This is a genomic window from Streptomyces sp. V4I23 (assembly GCF_030817975.1).
GTDB lineage: Bacteria > Actinomycetota > Actinomycetes > Streptomycetales > Streptomycetaceae > Streptomyces.
In genome coordinates, this window is sequence record NZ_JAUSZW010000004.1 from 5,338,163 (window position 1) to 5,352,716 (window position 14,554).

Annotated in this window: 10 protein-coding genes; 8 read left to right on the plus strand and 2 right to left on the minus strand. The window is 72.2% G+C overall.

The annotated features are described in order from the left end of the window. The first annotated feature begins 193 nt into the window (after positions 1-193). The 6 genes from leuS to QFZ82_RS26540 all read left to right on the plus strand — a co-directional run bounded on the left by leuS (position 194) and on the right by QFZ82_RS26540 (position 10,281). Complete coding sequence (gene leuS / locus QFZ82_RS26515; RefSeq protein ID WP_307715539.1) at positions 194-3,046, plus strand: leucine--tRNA ligase; 2,853 nt, start codon at positions 194-196, stop codon at positions 3,044-3,046. 108 nt (positions 3,047-3,154) lie between these two features. Then, positions 3,155-3,928, plus strand: coding sequence for a hypothetical protein (locus QFZ82_RS26520; protein WP_307715540.1), 774 nt, complete (start codon positions 3,155-3,157; stop codon positions 3,926-3,928). A gap of 111 nt (positions 3,929-4,039) precedes the next feature. Continuing rightward, positions 4,040-4,885, plus strand: coding sequence for a DegV family protein (locus QFZ82_RS26525; RefSeq protein ID WP_307715541.1), 846 nt, complete (start codon positions 4,040-4,042; stop codon positions 4,883-4,885). Positions 4,886-5,407: 522 nt separating this feature from the next. Then, a complete protein-coding gene (locus tag QFZ82_RS26530; RefSeq protein ID WP_307715542.1) occupies positions 5,408-6,529 on the plus strand; it encodes a ComEA family DNA-binding protein in 1,122 nt (373 codons plus the stop codon). Further along, entirely contained in the window at positions 6,526-9,219 is a 2,694-nt protein-coding gene (locus QFZ82_RS26535) for a ComEC/Rec2 family competence protein (RefSeq protein ID WP_307715543.1), read from the plus strand. The genes QFZ82_RS26530 and QFZ82_RS26535 overlap by 4 nt, the downstream gene beginning before the upstream one ends. A gap of 234 nt (positions 9,220-9,453) precedes the next feature. Next, complete coding sequence (locus QFZ82_RS26540) at positions 9,454-10,281, plus strand: arylamine N-acetyltransferase (protein WP_307715544.1); 828 nt, start codon at positions 9,454-9,456, stop codon at positions 10,279-10,281. A gap of 113 nt (positions 10,282-10,394) precedes the next feature. Here QFZ82_RS26540 and QFZ82_RS26545 read toward each other — a convergent pair whose 3' ends face one another. Continuing rightward, the gene (locus QFZ82_RS26545; protein ID WP_177152413.1) at positions 10,395-10,637 is read right to left on the minus strand and encodes a hypothetical protein; all 243 of its coding nucleotides are present in this window, start codon (positions 10,635-10,637) and stop codon (positions 10,395-10,397) included. Between the two features lie 69 nt (positions 10,638-10,706). Between QFZ82_RS26545 and holA the strand changes: the two genes are divergently transcribed. Next, positions 10,707-11,693: a DNA polymerase III subunit delta gene (holA, locus tag QFZ82_RS26550; protein WP_307715545.1), complete on the plus strand. Its 987-nt coding sequence runs from the start codon at positions 10,707-10,709 to the stop codon at positions 11,691-11,693. A 178-nt stretch (positions 11,694-11,871) separates the two neighbouring features. On the opposite strand, the gene rpsT is transcribed toward holA, so the two are convergent. Further along, on the minus strand, positions 11,872-12,138 hold the full coding sequence (gene rpsT, locus QFZ82_RS26555; protein WP_307715546.1) for a 30S ribosomal protein S20: 267 nt from the start codon (positions 12,136-12,138) through the stop codon (positions 11,872-11,874). 269 nt (positions 12,139-12,407) lie between these two features. Here rpsT and lepA point away from each other — a divergent pair, with 269 nt between their 5' ends. Beyond that, positions 12,408-14,273: a translation elongation factor 4 gene (gene lepA, locus QFZ82_RS26560; protein ID WP_177152416.1), complete on the plus strand. Its 1,866-nt coding sequence runs from the start codon at positions 12,408-12,410 to the stop codon at positions 14,271-14,273. The last annotated feature ends 281 nt before the right edge of the window (positions 14,274-14,554 follow it).

Below are 14,554 nucleotides of genomic sequence, written 5' to 3' on the forward strand. Positions count from 1 at the left end.
CCCCCGCTGCGGTACCCTGACGCCATGCGTGCCGTACGCCTTCTGCTTAGCGGGCCGCGCTGATCAGTCCCGACGGATGAAAGACCCGTCGGAATCGGCGCGGCGTCCCCTCCTGTGCGAGGGGATTTTTCATTTCGTCACCGGATGAATCAGCGGCAGCTGGCAGAGACGATCGATGGAGCTTTTAAGGATCATGACCGAGATGACTTCTGCTGCCGAGGCAGCAGCCCCGCATCGTTATACGGCTGCCATGGCGGCCGACATCGAGGCACGCTGGCAGGACTTCTGGGACGCCGAGGGGATCTACGAGGCGCCGAACCCGAGCGGTGACCTGGCCGGCGACCCGGCCGTGGCCGCTCGCCCCAAGAAGTTCATCATGGACATGTTCCCGTACCCCTCGGGTGCGGGCCTGCACGTCGGTCACCCCCTGGGCTACATCGCCACCGATGTCTTCGCCCGCCACCAGCGCATGACCGGGCACAACGTCCTGCACACCCTGGGCTTCGACGCCTTCGGCCTGCCGGCCGAGCAGTACGCCGTGCAGACCGGCACGCACCCGCGCGTGTCGACCGAGGCGAACATCGTCAACATGAAGGCGCAGCTGCGCCGGCTGGGTCTGGGCCACGACAAGCGCCGTTCGTTCGCCACGATCGACCCGGACTACTACAAGTGGACCCAGTGGATCTTCCTGCAGATCTTCAACTCCTGGTACGACGAGGAGGCGAAGAAGGCCCGCCCGATCGACGAACTGGTCGCCCTGTTCGAGAGCGGTGAGCGGTCCGTGCCCGGCACGCGCGCGTGGAGCGAGCTGAGCGCCAAGGAGCGCGCCGACGTCCTGGGCGAGTACCGCCTGGCGTACGCCTCGGAAGCGCCCGTCAACTGGTGTCCCGGCCTGGGCACGGTGCTGGCCAACGAGGAGGTGACGGCCGACGGCCGTTCCGAGCGGGGCAACTTCCCCGTCTTCAAGGCCAAGCTGCGCCAGTGGAACATGCGCATCACCGCCTACGCCGACCGGCTGCTGGACGACCTGGACGCGCTGGACTGGCCCGAGGCCATCAAGCTGCAGCAGCGCAACTGGATCGGACGCTCCGAGGGCGCCCGCGTCGGCTTCTCCGTGGTCGGCCACTCGGACGCGAAGATCACCGTCTTCACCACCCGCCCGGACACGCTGTTCGGCGCGACCTACATGGTGCTGGCCCCCGAGCACGGCCTGATCGACTCGATCCTGCCCGCCGAGTGGCCCGAGGGCGTCAAGGAGTCGTGGACCGGCGGCGCGGCCACGCCGGCCGACGCCGTCGCCGCGTACCGCAAGCAGGCCCAGACGAAGAGCGACGTCGAGCGGCAGACCGAGCACAAGGACAAGACCGGTGTCTTCACCGGCGCCTACGCGCTGAACCCCGTCACCGGCACCCGCATCCCCGTGTTCGTCGCCGACTACGTGCTGATGGGCTACGGCACCGGCGCCATCATGGCCGTGCCCGGCCAGGACGAGCGCGACTGGGAGTTCGCCGAGGCCTTCGAGCTGCCGGTCATCCGCACCGTGCAGCCGCCCGAGGGCTGGGAGGGCGAGGCGTTCACCGGCCAGGGGCCGGCGATCAACTCCGCCAACGACGAGATCTCGCTGAACGGTCTGGCGGTCGCCGAGGCCAAGAGCCGGATCATTGAGTGGCTGGTCGCCAAGGGCATCGGCGAGGGCACCATCAACTTCCGCCTGCGCGACTGGCTGTTCAGCCGCCAGCGCTACTGGGGCGAGCCGTTCCCGATCGTGTACGACGAGGACGGCGTCGCGCACGCCCTGCCGGAGTCGATGCTGCCGCTGGAGCTGCCGGAGGTCGACGACTACTCGCCGCGCACCTTCGACCCGGACGACGCCGACACCCAGCCCGAGACGCCGCTGTCCCGCAACGGCGACTGGGTCAACGTGACGCTGGACCTGGGCGACGGCCCGAAGAAGTACCGCCGCGAGACCAACACCATGCCGAACTGGGCGGGTTCGTGCTGGTACGAGCTGCGCTACCTGGACCCGCACAACAGCGAGAAGCTGGTCGACCCGGCCACCGAGCAGTACTGGATGGGCCCGCGCGAGGGGCAGCCGCACGGCGGTGTCGACCTGTACGTGGGTGGTGCCGAGCACGCCGTGCTGCACCTGCTGTACGCCCGGTTCTGGTCCAAGGTGCTGTTCGACCTGGGGCACGTCTCGTCCGCCGAGCCGTTCCACAAGCTGTACAACCAGGGCATGATCCAGGCGTACGTCTACCGGGACAGCCGCGGCTTCCCCGTGACGGCCACCGAGGTCGAGGAGCGCGACGGCAAGTTCTTCTTCGAGGGCGAGCCCGTCAAGCGCGAGCTGGGCAAGATGGGCAAGTCCCTGAAGAACGCGGTCACTCCGGACGAGATCTGCGCGGAGTACGGCGCCGACACCCTGCGGCTGTACGAGATGGCGATGGGCCCGCTGGACGTGTCGCGTCCCTGGGACACGCGTGCGGTCGTCGGCCAGTACCGGCTGCTGCAGCGGCTGTGGCGCAACATCGTCGACGAGTCGACCGGCGAGGTCACCGTCGTCGACGCCGAGCCCGATGAGGACACCCTGCGTGCCCTGCACAAGGCCATCGACGGCGCGGGCCAGGACCTGGCGGCCATGCGGTTCAACACGGCGATCGCCAAGATCACCGAGCTGAACAACCACCTGACCAAGACCGCCGGCCCGCTGTCGCGCTCGGTAGCGGAGCCGCTGGTGCTGCTGATCGCCCCGCTGGCCCCGCACATCGCCGAGGAGCTGTGGCGGAAGTTGGGCCACACCGACTCGGTCGTGCACGCCGACTTCCCGGTCGCCGACCCGGCGTACGTCGTGGACGAGACCGTGACCTGCGTCGTGCAGATCAAGGGCAAGGTCAAGGCGCGCCTGGAGGTCTCCCCCTCGATCACGGACGCGGACCTGGAGGCGCTGGCGCTGCGCGACGAGGCGGTCGTCGCGGCGCTGGGCGGTGCGGGCATCCGCAAGGTCATCGTGCGGGCGCCGAAGCTGGTCAACATCGTTCCCGCGTAGCGGGACCGGGGTTCTCCCCTAGGGGCAGGTCGAGGGTTGTGGTGGAACCCTCGGCCTGCCCTTTCCGTTTACCGTGGGAAGAACCAGAACCGATGCCGGAGGGCGTTCATGGATGCCGGAGCCGTAATCACGATCCTGGCGCTGCTTTTCTTCGCCTTCGTGGCATTGGGGGTGTATGTCGCCGCCAAGGCGGTGGGCGCGGCCAAGCGCGGCGTCGAGCGCACGGTCACCCAGGCGCGGCGCACCGTCGAGGACACCACACTGCGGGCGAAGAGCTACGGACAGGGCGGCGTGAGCGGCGAGCTGGCGCAGCTCCGGCTGGCGCTGCGCACATCGATGCGGGCGACGCAGGAAGCGCTCCAGGCGGGTGTGACGGAGGACGCGTCGCTCTCCGAGTCGCTGGCGCTGTTCCGGCGGCTGAGCGCCCACGGACAGGAGCTCGACGCCGAGCTCAAGCGGCTGGAGCGCGAGCCCGACCGGGCGACGGTCGCCTCGCTCCTGCCGGGCCTGCGCGACCGCACGGAGCGGATCACGCATTCCGCGGAATCACTGCGCTGGGCGGCGAGGGACCGTGCGAGCAAGTTCGCCGAGGACGAGCTGGACATCCTCAGCGCGCAGATCGACATGGAGGCCGGGGCGCTGCGGCACTGGTCGGCCGATGCCCCGGCCTCCGGTCCGGACCACGACGCGGGCCGCGCCGCGGACGTCGGCGGCGCCGCATCGCGCGCCCCCGGTGCGCCGGCCGAGCAACACTGGGCGGAGCCGGACAAGGCACCGGAGCAGTCGGCTCCGGGGCAGCCGCAGGCCATCACGGCACGGGACCCCCGGCAGCAGACCGCCTATCCGTGGCAGAAGTCCGCCCGCCGCGAGACCTCCAACTGATCAGGGACGGCCGGCCGAGCCGCCCTTCGGGCCGGTCTCCTGCGCGCCTCGGAGGAATGCCGGGCAGGGCCGGGCTGCCGCCCGGCACCTGCTGCGGGTAACCTCCCGCTCATGTCCCGCCATGTCGCTATCGTCACCGATTCAACGGCCTACCTGCCGCCACAGATGATGGAGCGGCACAGCATCACCACGGTCCCCCTGACCGTCGTGCTCGGCGATCAGGCGCTGGAGGAGGGCACCGAGATCTCGGCGCGCTCGCTGGCTCTCGCGCTGCAGAAGCGCCGGCCGGTGACCACGTCCCGGCCCAGCCCAGAAACGTTCGTGCGGACGTACCGGGCCATCGCCGAGACCGGTGCGACCGGGATCGTGTCGCTGCACCTGTCGTCCGAGTTCTCCGGGACCTACGACGCCGCGGTGCTCGCCGCGAAGGACTCACCCGTGCCGGTGCGGGTCGTCGACACGGGCATGGTGGCCATGGCGCTCGGCTTCTGCGCGCTTGCCGCAGCAGAGGCGGCGGAGGCGGGCGGTTCCCTGGACGAGGCCGTCGCGGCGGCCGAGAAGCGCGCCGAGGGCACGTCCGCCTACTTCTACGTCGACACCCTCGACTATCTCCGCCGCGGCGGCCGGATCGGCGCGGCGCAGGCCCTCCTGGGTTCCGCGCTCGCCGTGAAGCCGCTTCTGCAGCTCGAAGGGGGCCGGATCGAACCGCTGGAGCGGGTCCGGACCGCCTCGCGCGCCATCGCCCGGCTGGAGGAGATCGTCGCCGAGCGGGCCGGTGCGGCTCCGGTGGACATCGCGGTCCATCATCTCGCGGCACCCGAGCGGGCGGCGGCGCTCGCGGACCGGCTGCGCGACCGGGTGCTCGGACTGGCCGACCTGCATGTGAGCGAGGTGGGCGCAGTGATCGGTGCCCATACCGGGCCGGGCCTGCTGGGAGTTGTGGTCTCGGCTCGTTGAGGGACCGGCGCCGTATGCGCCGAGGCGGCGGTGCCCTAGGCGAGTTGCCGGTGGTGGTGACCGCGCTGCCGCAGCGGTGGTCACTCGGGGGAGTGGCCGAGATGTCCACAACTGGTGCTCTGTCCACAGGAATTGGGCCTGTTCAGCGGATTCGGGCACATGTGCCTACCGTCCTGTGGCATGACTCTTCGATCACGTTCCGCGACGAGTGGACCCGGCCGTGCCCCGGCCTCCGACGGGCGCACGCGCCACGGGCACCACGGCCGCCTGCGCCTCGCCCCGAGGGGCCGTCACCGCGCCACGGGAAGCCCTGACGCACGAACCTCCGGAGCCGACCCGGCCGGCAGGGCCGGGCCGCTGACGGACTGGTTTCCGGAGGCGGGTGCGGGGCCGCCCGGCGGGGTGCGTCCGGTGATGGGGCGTCCGACGGTGGGAGCGCGTGCGGATTTTGGTGGCACGCCGACCGGGGTGGTGCGTTCCGGTTCCGGCCTGGGCCCCGGGGCAACCGGGGGATGGGGCACCGTGGGCGGGGCCGCATCGAGGGCGGGTGAGCCGATCGCTGCCGCGGACCGCCGTCTTCTGCGGCCCGGGCGGCTGAGGGGCGGCCGGGCGTCGACCGCCGGCGCCGACGCCGTCCGCCGGAGGGCCGACGCACTGTTCGCGGGAGCCCGGCCCGCCGCGGGGCCGGACCCCGCGACGCGCACCATCACGTCGGCTCCCGACCCCCCGGCCCGTCCAGGCGTCCCGGCGAGGCGTGCCCCGTCCCCCGGCCCCGACACTTCGGCGTACCGGCCCGTCCCCGTCGCGGCGGCCCGTGCCGCCGCGGCGGAGCTGCGCGCACCGTCCCATGGCGGCGGACGGCGCGGCCCCGGCGCGGACGGCCAAGCGACAGGGGTGGGCGACCGGGCCGACGACGGCCGCGCAGCCACAGGACCGCGCAGCGCAGCACGGTGGCTCGCGCTGCGCGAGCGTCTGCCCGTGTGGGTACAGCTCAGGTGCGGGCTCGAACCGCGGACGCTCGCCGCCCTGGCCGTCGTTCTCGTGGTCGGCGCCGTCTTTGCGGCCCAGCACTTCTGGGCGGGGCGGCCGCAGGCCGTACGGGCCCCGGAGGTGGTCCAGCAGGGCGCCGCGCAGCCGCCGCCGGACCCCGTGGCGGAATCCGCGCCCACGCCCGGTGTCCCCGCCCCCGCCGAGGTCCGGCCGTCCGCGCGGATCGTGGTGGACGTGAGCGGCAAGGTCCGCAGGCCGGGCGTGCTGCGCCTCCCCGCCGGTTCCCGCGTGGCCGACGCGCTGGAGGCGGCCGGGGGAGTGACGACGGGGACGGACGTGACGGGCCTCAACCGGGCACGTGTGCTGATGGACGGGGAGCAGGTGGTGGTCGGTGCGCCGCCGTCCGTCGCCGGGGCGGGGCCGCCCGGCCCGACGGGTACCGGCCCCGTCGGGGCGGCGACCGGACCGATCAGCCTCAATACCGCAACCGCCGAGCAGTTGGAGACGCTGCCGGGCGTGGGCCCAGTTCTGGCCCAGCACATCATCGACCACCGCACCAGAAACGGAGGCTTCCGCTCGGTCGACGAGCTGCGCGAGGTCAACGGGATCGGCGACCGGCGGTTCGCGGATCTGCAGAACCGGGTGCGTCCATGACACGGGCGGCCGTTCACGCCGTGTCGCGGAACCGGCTGGGCGCTGCGGCACCGCGTCAGGAGGGACCCGCCGATCTGCGTCTCGTCCCTCCCGCCCTGGCGGCCTGGGCAGCGGCGGCGCTCGCCGTCGCCGCTCCGGGCCGGTGGACGGCGACGGGTGTCGCCGTATGCATCGTGACGGCGGGCACGATCCCGCTCGTGCTGGTCGCACGCCGGCGGTGGAGGGCCCGAGCACCGTCGTCGCATGGCTCCGGGGGAGACGGCACGCCTGCGCTGCTCGGCGCGGAGGGCTCGTGCCGGTGGCCCCAAGAGGAAGGTTTCTCGCAGCGGTTGGCCGCGGACGGCTCGCGCCTGAGGCTCGATGGGGAGGGTTCGCGCGGGCGGCTCGACGGGGAGGGTTCGCGCGGGCGGCCCGACGGGGACGGCTCGCGCCTGCGGCTCAACGCCACTGCCGTCGTCGGCGTGCTGCTGTGCGCCGCCGCCGCGGCGGCCTCGGCGGGGCTGCACAGTGCCGACGTGCGCTGGGGGCCGCTGCCCGAGCTCGCCCGTCAGCAGGCTCACGTGACACTGGAGTTGACCGTCACCTCGGACCCGAGACCCGTGCGGCCCAAGGTCGTCGGCAACCGGATGGCGCCGGGAGTGACCGTGCTGAACGCCGAGGCGACGCGCGTGACGGGACCGGGCGGCGTCACCACCGGCACACGGACACCGGTCCTCGTGATGGTGCCCGCGGGCGGAGCGGTCGCGGACTGGCGGCGGCTCCTGCCCTCGACCCGGCTGCGGCTCGCCGGCCGGCTCGTACCGCCGCTCCGGCCGGACGACCCCATCGCCGCCGTGGTGCGCGCCCAGGGCTCCGGGCCACCGCGGATCACCGGACCACCCACCGCCCTCCAGCGCATGGCGGGCGACCTGCGCGCCGGGCTGCGCGCGGCCACCGACGATCTGGCGCCGGACGCCCGGGCCTTGCTGCCCGGCCTGGTCGTCGGCGACACCTCCCGCGTGCCGGAGGACCTGCACGAGGCGTTCGAGGCGACGGACCTGACGCATCTGCTGGCCGTGTCCGGCAGCAACCTCACGATCGTCCTCATCCTGCTGATCGGCCCACCCGGTAGGGCACTGCTCGCGGAACGAGGCGGCCTCGCACCCCGTTTGGGCATCACCCTGCGCGGCACGGCCCTGCTCGGAGGCGCGCTCACGCTCGCGTTCGTCGTCGTGTGCCGGCCGGAGCCGAGCGTGCTGCGGGCAGCGGCCTGCGGGCTCGTCACCCTGCTCGCCGTCGGGACCGGCCGCCGCAGATCGCTCGTCCCCGCGCTGGCCGCCGCCGTGCTGCTGCTCGTGCTGTACGACCCGTGGCTGGCGCGGAGTTACGGCTTTGTGCTGTCCGTGCTCGCCACGGGGGCGCTGCTCACCGTCGCGCCCGGGTGGAGCGCCGCTCTCCAGCGGCGGCGCATGCCGCCACGGCTCGCCGAGGCCCTGGCCGCGGCCGCCGCGGCACAGGCCGTCTGCGGACCTGTGGTGGCGGTCTTCGCCGCCCGCGTCAGCCTGGTCGCGATCCCCTGCAACCTCATCGCCGAAGTCGCCGTCGCGCCGGCCACGGTCCTCGGCTTCGCCGCGCTGGCGGCGGCGCCGGTGGCGATACCGGTCGCGGAGGTGCTGGCTCGCTGCGCGGGGTGGCCGGCCGGCTGGATCGCCTCCGTGGCGCGGACCGGCGCGGCGCTGCCCGGTGCGGACGCCGGCTGGCCGCGCGGCTGGACCGGCGGGCTGCTGCTGGCGGCGGTCACGGCCGTGGTGCTGCTCCTGGTCCGGCGGCTGCCACGCCATCCGCTGGCAGGCGCGCTGTGCGCACTGCTGCTGCTCCTGGTGGTGCTGCGCCCGCCGCCGGTCACCGGGGTCATCAGCGGCTGGCCGCCGCGGGAGTGGGACTACGTGATGTGCGACGTCGGGCAGGGAGACGCCACCGTCCTCGCGGCCGGGAGCGGTACGGCCGTGGTCGTGGACGCGGGCCCCGACCCGGAGCTGGCGGACCGCTGCCTGCGGGAGCTCGGCGTGACAAGGATCCCGTTGCTCCTGATCACGCATTTCCACGCCGACCATGTCGCCGGGCTGCCCGGCGCGCTCAGAGGAAGGAGCGTCGGGATCATTCAGACGACAACCCTTCAGGAGCCTGCCGGGCAGGCAGAGTTCGTCCGGCGCATCGCCGCGACGGCCGGGGTGCCCGTCGCGCGCGCCGCACCGGGCGAGCGCCGCCGCACGGGCGGCATCGACTGGCAGGTGCTGTGGCCGGACGCCGGGGCGGGCCTGAGGCCGCAGGGCCCGAACGACGCCAGCGTCGCCCTGCTGGTCCGCGCGGCGGGCGGTCTGTCACTGCTGCTCCTCGGCGACCTCGAACCGCCCGCCCAGCAGGCGCTGATGCGGGCGCATCCGGTGATACCGCGAGTGGACGTGCTCAAGGTGGCCCATCACGGCTCGGCGTACCAGCACCCCGCGCTGCTTGCCGGGGTCCGGCCGAGGCTGGCGCTCATCAGTTGTGGCCGCGACAACCCGTACGGTCACCCGGCGCCAGGGACCGTCGGGCTACTGCGGTCCCAGGGAGCGATGGTGCTGCGTACGGACCGGGACGGGGCGATCGCGGTGGCCGGAGCGGGCCCGCGCCTGCGGGTCACGACCCGCGCGGGGCCCGGTGGGGCCTAGGCCGGGTCCGGTCCGGACGGGCGCGGCGGCGGCTCCGGGCCGGCGGCGGCTCCGGGGTCGGGGGCGGCCAGTGGGGTCCTGCAGGCAGCGAAGGCCACGCACCGGCCGCGCGGGTCCAAGAAGCCCTGGGTCCGGAGACCGACGCGTTCCGCCGGGAGGCCCGGGACCGTACGCCGCCGGGGCTCCGACCTGCGGCGCATGGCATTGCGGCGCGCGACCGACGAGACTGCCGACATGGGAACACCAGGACAGGAGCGGCAGCCGCCGCCCGTGCTCTCGCCGCAGACCGTGGACGCGTACCTGCGCCGGATCGGCGCCGGCCGACCGGCGCGGGCCGACGCGGCGGCCCTGCGCGAGCTCCAGCTGCGGCATCTGCGCACGGTGCCGTTCGAGAATCTGTCGATCCACCGGGGCGAGGACATCGTCCTCGCCGACGAGCTGCTCGTCGCCAAGGTGGTGGAGGCCCGGCGGGGCGGCTTCTGCTACGAACTCAACGGCGCGTTCGCGGCGTTGCTGCGCGCTCTCGGCTTCACCGTGACGCTCTACCAGGCGCGTGTCTTCGGGGACGGCGGGCGGCTGGGGATTCCGTACGACCACCTCACCCTGCGCGTGGAGACGGTCGACGGCACCGGGCCGTGGCTGGCGGACGTCGGGTTCGGGGACCACAGCCATCATCCGCTCGCGCTGGACGACAGGGAGGACCAGCAGGACCCGGCCGGTGTGTTCCGGATCGTGGCCCGGGCGCAGTACGGGGACCTCGACCTGCTGCGGGACGGCAGGCGGCAGTTCCGGATCGACACCCGGCCGCGTGACCTCACCGACTTCGAGGCCGGGGCCTGGTACCACCGCACGTCGCCGGCCTCGCAGTTCACCCGCTCCCTCGTCTGCTCGCGGCTGACTCCCGAAGGCCGCGTCACCCTGAGCGGACGCAAGCTGGTGGTCACCGCCCACGGTGAGCGGCACGAGCGGAAGCTGTCCGGCGACGCGGCGGTACTGGCCGCGTACGAGGAGCATTTCGGGCTGGTGCTCGACCGGCTTCCGCCCGATCCGGCAGCCGGCTGAGGCGATGCCGCAGGTCCGATCCGGACCTGCGGCGCACCGTCCCGCTCGAGGGGTCCTGCGCGGCCGGCGCGGAGGAACTCAGGCGGGCCGCCGCCCGGCCTCCGCGCCCTCGGTCACGGCGCCTCGAGCCAGCCCTCGTACCCGGCGGCGAACTCGTCGAGCGCGCTCGCGTCCAGGCGTCCCTCGGGGTCCTCCACCACGACGAGCCACTGGGCGTCCTCGGCGTCGTCCTCGCCGGCCAGCGCGTCCCGCACCAGCTGCGGTTCGTCCGTGACGCCGAAGCGTTCCGCCAGCTCCTCGGCCGCTTCCTCGGCGGCGTCACGGTCGGGCAGCACCAGTACATGTCGTTCGTTCACCGGCCCATTCTCCGGTATGCCGCGGGACGCGCCGGAGGGTGTCAGTGGCCCGTGGGATGCTTGACCGCGATGGCCAGGAAGAATTCGACAGACGACCCGCTCGCCCCCGTCACTCTCGCCGTGGGCCAGGAGGACCTGCTCCTCGACCGCGCCGTGCAGCAGGTGGTGGCCGCCGCGCGGGCCGCCGACGCCGACACCGACGTGCGCGACCTCACCGCCGACCAGTTGCAGCCCGGCACGCTCGCCGAGCTGACGAGCCCTTCACTCTTCGCCGAGCGCAAGGTCGTGATCGTGCGCAACGCGCAGGATCTGTCGGCCGACACGATCAAGGACGTCAAGGCGTACCTCGACGCCCCCGTGGAGGAGATCACGCTCGTGCTCCTGCACCCCGGCGGTGCCAAGGGCAAGGGGCTGCTCGACGCGGCCCGGAAGTCGGGCGCGCGCGAGGTCGCCTGCCCCAAGACAACCAAGCCGGCCGAGCGGCTCACCTTCGTCCGCTCCGAGTTCCGGGCGCTGGGACGGTCCGCGACGCCCGAGGCGTGCCAGGCCCTGGTCGACGCCATCGGCAGCGACCTGCGGGAGCTGGCGAGCGCGGTGTCCCAGCTGACCGCCGACGTCGAGGGCACGATCGACGAGGCGATCGTCGGGCGTTACTACACCGGCCGCGCCGAGGCGTCGAGCTTCAACGTCGCAGACCGGGCCGTCGAGGGCCGGGCGGCGGAGGCGCTGGAAGCGCTGCGCTGGTCGCTGTCGACCGGTGTCGCCCCCGTGCTGATCACGAGCGCGCTGGCGCAGGGTGTGCGCGCGATCGGAAAGCTGTCCTCCGCGCGGGGCGGCAGGCCGGCCGACCTCGCGCGCGAGCTGGGCATGCCGCCGTGGAAGATCGACCGGGTCCGCCAGCAGATGCGCGGCTGGACCCCGGACGGCGTCGCGATGGCGCTGCGGGCGATCGCGGAAGCCGACGCGGGGGTGAAGGGCGGCGGCGACGACGCGGAGTACGCCCTGGAGAAGGCGGTCGTCACGATCGCCCGAGCGGCCCGCCTCCGCCGCGCCTGACATCTGGGGCATGGCAAAGGCCCCGTCCGGTCCTGGGGAAGGGCCGGGGCGGGGCCTTGGCTTTGGGATGGGTGCGCCGCACCCGCGTGGCGAACGCAGGCCGCGTGCGGCGCGAGGGGTGCCGGTCGGGAGCGGATGAGAGGGCCCGCTTGATCCCTAACGGCGATCAGTCACGTGCTCAGCCCTGGAGGGAGGACACCTTGGAGGCCAGCGCCGACTTCTTGTTGGCGGCGGCGTTCTTGTGGATGACACCCTTCGAGACGGCCTTGTCGAGCTGACGCGAGGCGGCACGGGCAGCCACGGTCGCCTTCTCGATGTCGCCGGCGGCGACGGCCTCACGGGCCTTGCGGATCGCGGTCTTGAGCGACGACTTGACGGCCTTGTTGCGCAGGCGCGCCTTCTCGTTCGTCTTGTTCCGCTTGATCTGGGACTTGATGTTCGCCACGAAAAGCCCTTTTCTGGGGTTCACCCACGCCCATGGGGCGCAGGAGGAGTTCGATGATCTTCAACTTCGTGTCCCTCCCCCCTCGCCCTTCGGACACGGGAGGTGCCCCCGGAGAGGGCACGAGACACAGCTGCTCAGGCTACCAGTCGCCCCACGGGTGGCCCAAACCGGGCACAGCTCCTCACGCGTGGGACCATGGAGCCTACGTATCGATCCGACACGGACCCGAGCTCACCGACCCGGCGTCTGCCAAAGAATCAGGACCCTGCGTGCCCGCGACTCCTACCCACGTGCCCGAGCCGAGCCGTACCGACCCGGCGCTGATCCGCAATTTCTGCATCATCGCGCACATCGACCACGGCAAGTCGACGCTTGCCGACCGGATGCTCCAGCTGACCGGCGTGGTCGAGCAGCGGCAGATGCGTGCCCAGTACCTCGACCGTATGGACATCGAGCGCGAGCGCGGCATCACGATCAAGTCCCAGGCGGTCCGTCTGCCGTGGGCGCCCACCGAGGGTGAGGACCAGGGCAGGACCCACATCCTCAACATGATCGACACCCCCGGGCACGTCGACTTCACCTATGAGGTGTCGCGGTCGCTCGCCGCCTGCGAGGGCACGGTCCTGCTCGTGGACGCCGCTCAGGGCATCGAGGCGCAGACCCTGGCCAACCTGTACCTGGCCATGGAGAACGACCTCACGATCGTCCCGGTGCTGAACAAGATCGACCTGCCGGCCGCGCAGCCGGAGAAGTTCGCCGAGGAGCTGGCGAACCTCGTCGGCTGCGACCCGGACGACGTCCTGCGCGTCTCCGCGAAGACCGGTCTCGGTGTCGAGGCGCTGCTCGACCGGGTGGTCAAGGACGTCCCGGCCCCGGTCGGCGTCGCCGACGCCCCCGCCCGCGCGATGATCTTCGACTCGGTCTACGACTCGTACCGTGGTGTGGTCACGTATGTACGAGTGGTCGACGGCCAGCTCAACAAGCGCGAGCGCATCCGGATGATGTCCACGGGCGCCACCCACGAGCTGCTCGAGATCGGCACCAACTCGCCCGAGATGCTGCCGGCCGACGGCCTCGGAGTCGGCGAGGTGGGTTATCTGATCACCGGTGTGAAGGACGTCCGCCAGTCCAAGGTCGGTGACACGATCACCAGCCTGCACAAGGGCGCCACGGAGGCCCTCGGGGGCTACAAGGACCCGAAGCCCATGGTCTTCTCGGGGCTGTATCCGCTGGACGGCTCGGACTACCCCGAGCTGCGCGACGCGCTCGACAAGCTCCAGCTCAACGACGCGGCCCTGGTCTACGAGCCCGAGACCTCCGCGGCCCTCGGCTTCGGGTTCCGCGTCGGCTTCCTCGGCCTGCTGCACCTCGACGTCATCCGTGAGCGGCTCGAGCGCGAGTTCGGCCTCGACCTGATCGCCACCGCCCCGAACGTGGTCTACCGCGTGACCATGGAGGACGGAACCGAGCACACGGTCACGAACCCGAGCGAGTTCCCCGAGGGCAAGATCGACGAGGTGCACGAGCCGGTCGTGCGGGCCACGATCCTCGCGCCGAGCGAGTTCATCGGCTCGATCATGGAGCTCTGCCAGACCCGCCGCGGCACCCTGCTGGGTATGGACTACCTCTCCGAGGACCGGGTCGAGATCCGCTACACCCTGCCCCTCGCGGAGATCGTCTTCGACTTCTTCGACCAGCTGAAGTCCAAGACGCGCGGTTACGCCTCTCTCGACTACGAGCCCACCGGCGAGCAGGCCTCCAGCCTCGTCAAGGTCGACATCCTGCTGCACGGCGACAAGGTCGACGCCTTCTCCGCCATCACCCACAAGGACCAGGCGTACGCGTACGGCGTCCGGCTCGTCGCCAAGCTCAAGGAGCTCATCCCGCGGCAGGCGTTCGAGGTCCCGGTCCAGGCGGCCATCGGCTCGCGCGTCATCGCCCGTGAGACCATCCGCGCCATCCGCAAGGACGTTCTCGCCAAGTGCTACGGCGGTGACATCTCCCGTAAGCGGAAGCTGCTGGAGAAGCAGAAGGAAGGCAAGAAGCGCATGAAGATGGTCGGCTCCGTGGAGGTGCCGCAGGAAGCCTTCATCGCGGTGCTGTCCAGCGACGAGGGCGGCAAGAGCAAGAAGTAGGCAGGAGACCGGGCGGGCGAGAGCGGGAGCGGGAAGCAGCCGTTCCTCCCTCGGCCGCCCGGTCCGTCCGCTTCCGCTTCCCCCGCGTACCGAAAAGCGCCCGTCCGGCCCAGGACGGGCGCTTTTCGGCCACCGGACGGGCAGGAATCGTTACATGTACACAGCACCGACCGGTTGCTCCAGAGAGCGGACCTGCGCTCCGTTCGTTATGAAGCGGCAGCCCGCAGGCTCTTACGCGCCGCCCATGTGCGCTCTACCCTGATCACGGCTCAATGGTTACT

Coding starts and splice junctions, on each gene's coding strand:
- QFZ82_RS26520 (WP_307715540.1), top strand. CDS start 3,155: ATGGATGCCGGAGCCGTAATCACGATCCTGGCGCTGCTTTTCTTCGCC.
- QFZ82_RS26535 (WP_307715543.1), top strand. CDS start 6,526: ATGACACGGGCGGCCGTTCACGCCGTGTCGCGGAACCGGCTGGGCGCT.
- QFZ82_RS26540 (WP_307715544.1), top strand. CDS start 9,454: ATGGGAACACCAGGACAGGAGCGGCAGCCGCCGCCCGTGCTCTCGCCG.
- holA (WP_307715545.1), top strand. CDS start 10,707: ATGGCCAGGAAGAATTCGACAGACGACCCGCTCGCCCCCGTCACTCTC.
- leuS (WP_307715539.1), top strand. CDS start 194: ATGACCGAGATGACTTCTGCTGCCGAGGCAGCAGCCCCGCATCGTTAT.
- QFZ82_RS26525 (WP_307715541.1), top strand. CDS start 4,040: ATGTCCCGCCATGTCGCTATCGTCACCGATTCAACGGCCTACCTGCCG.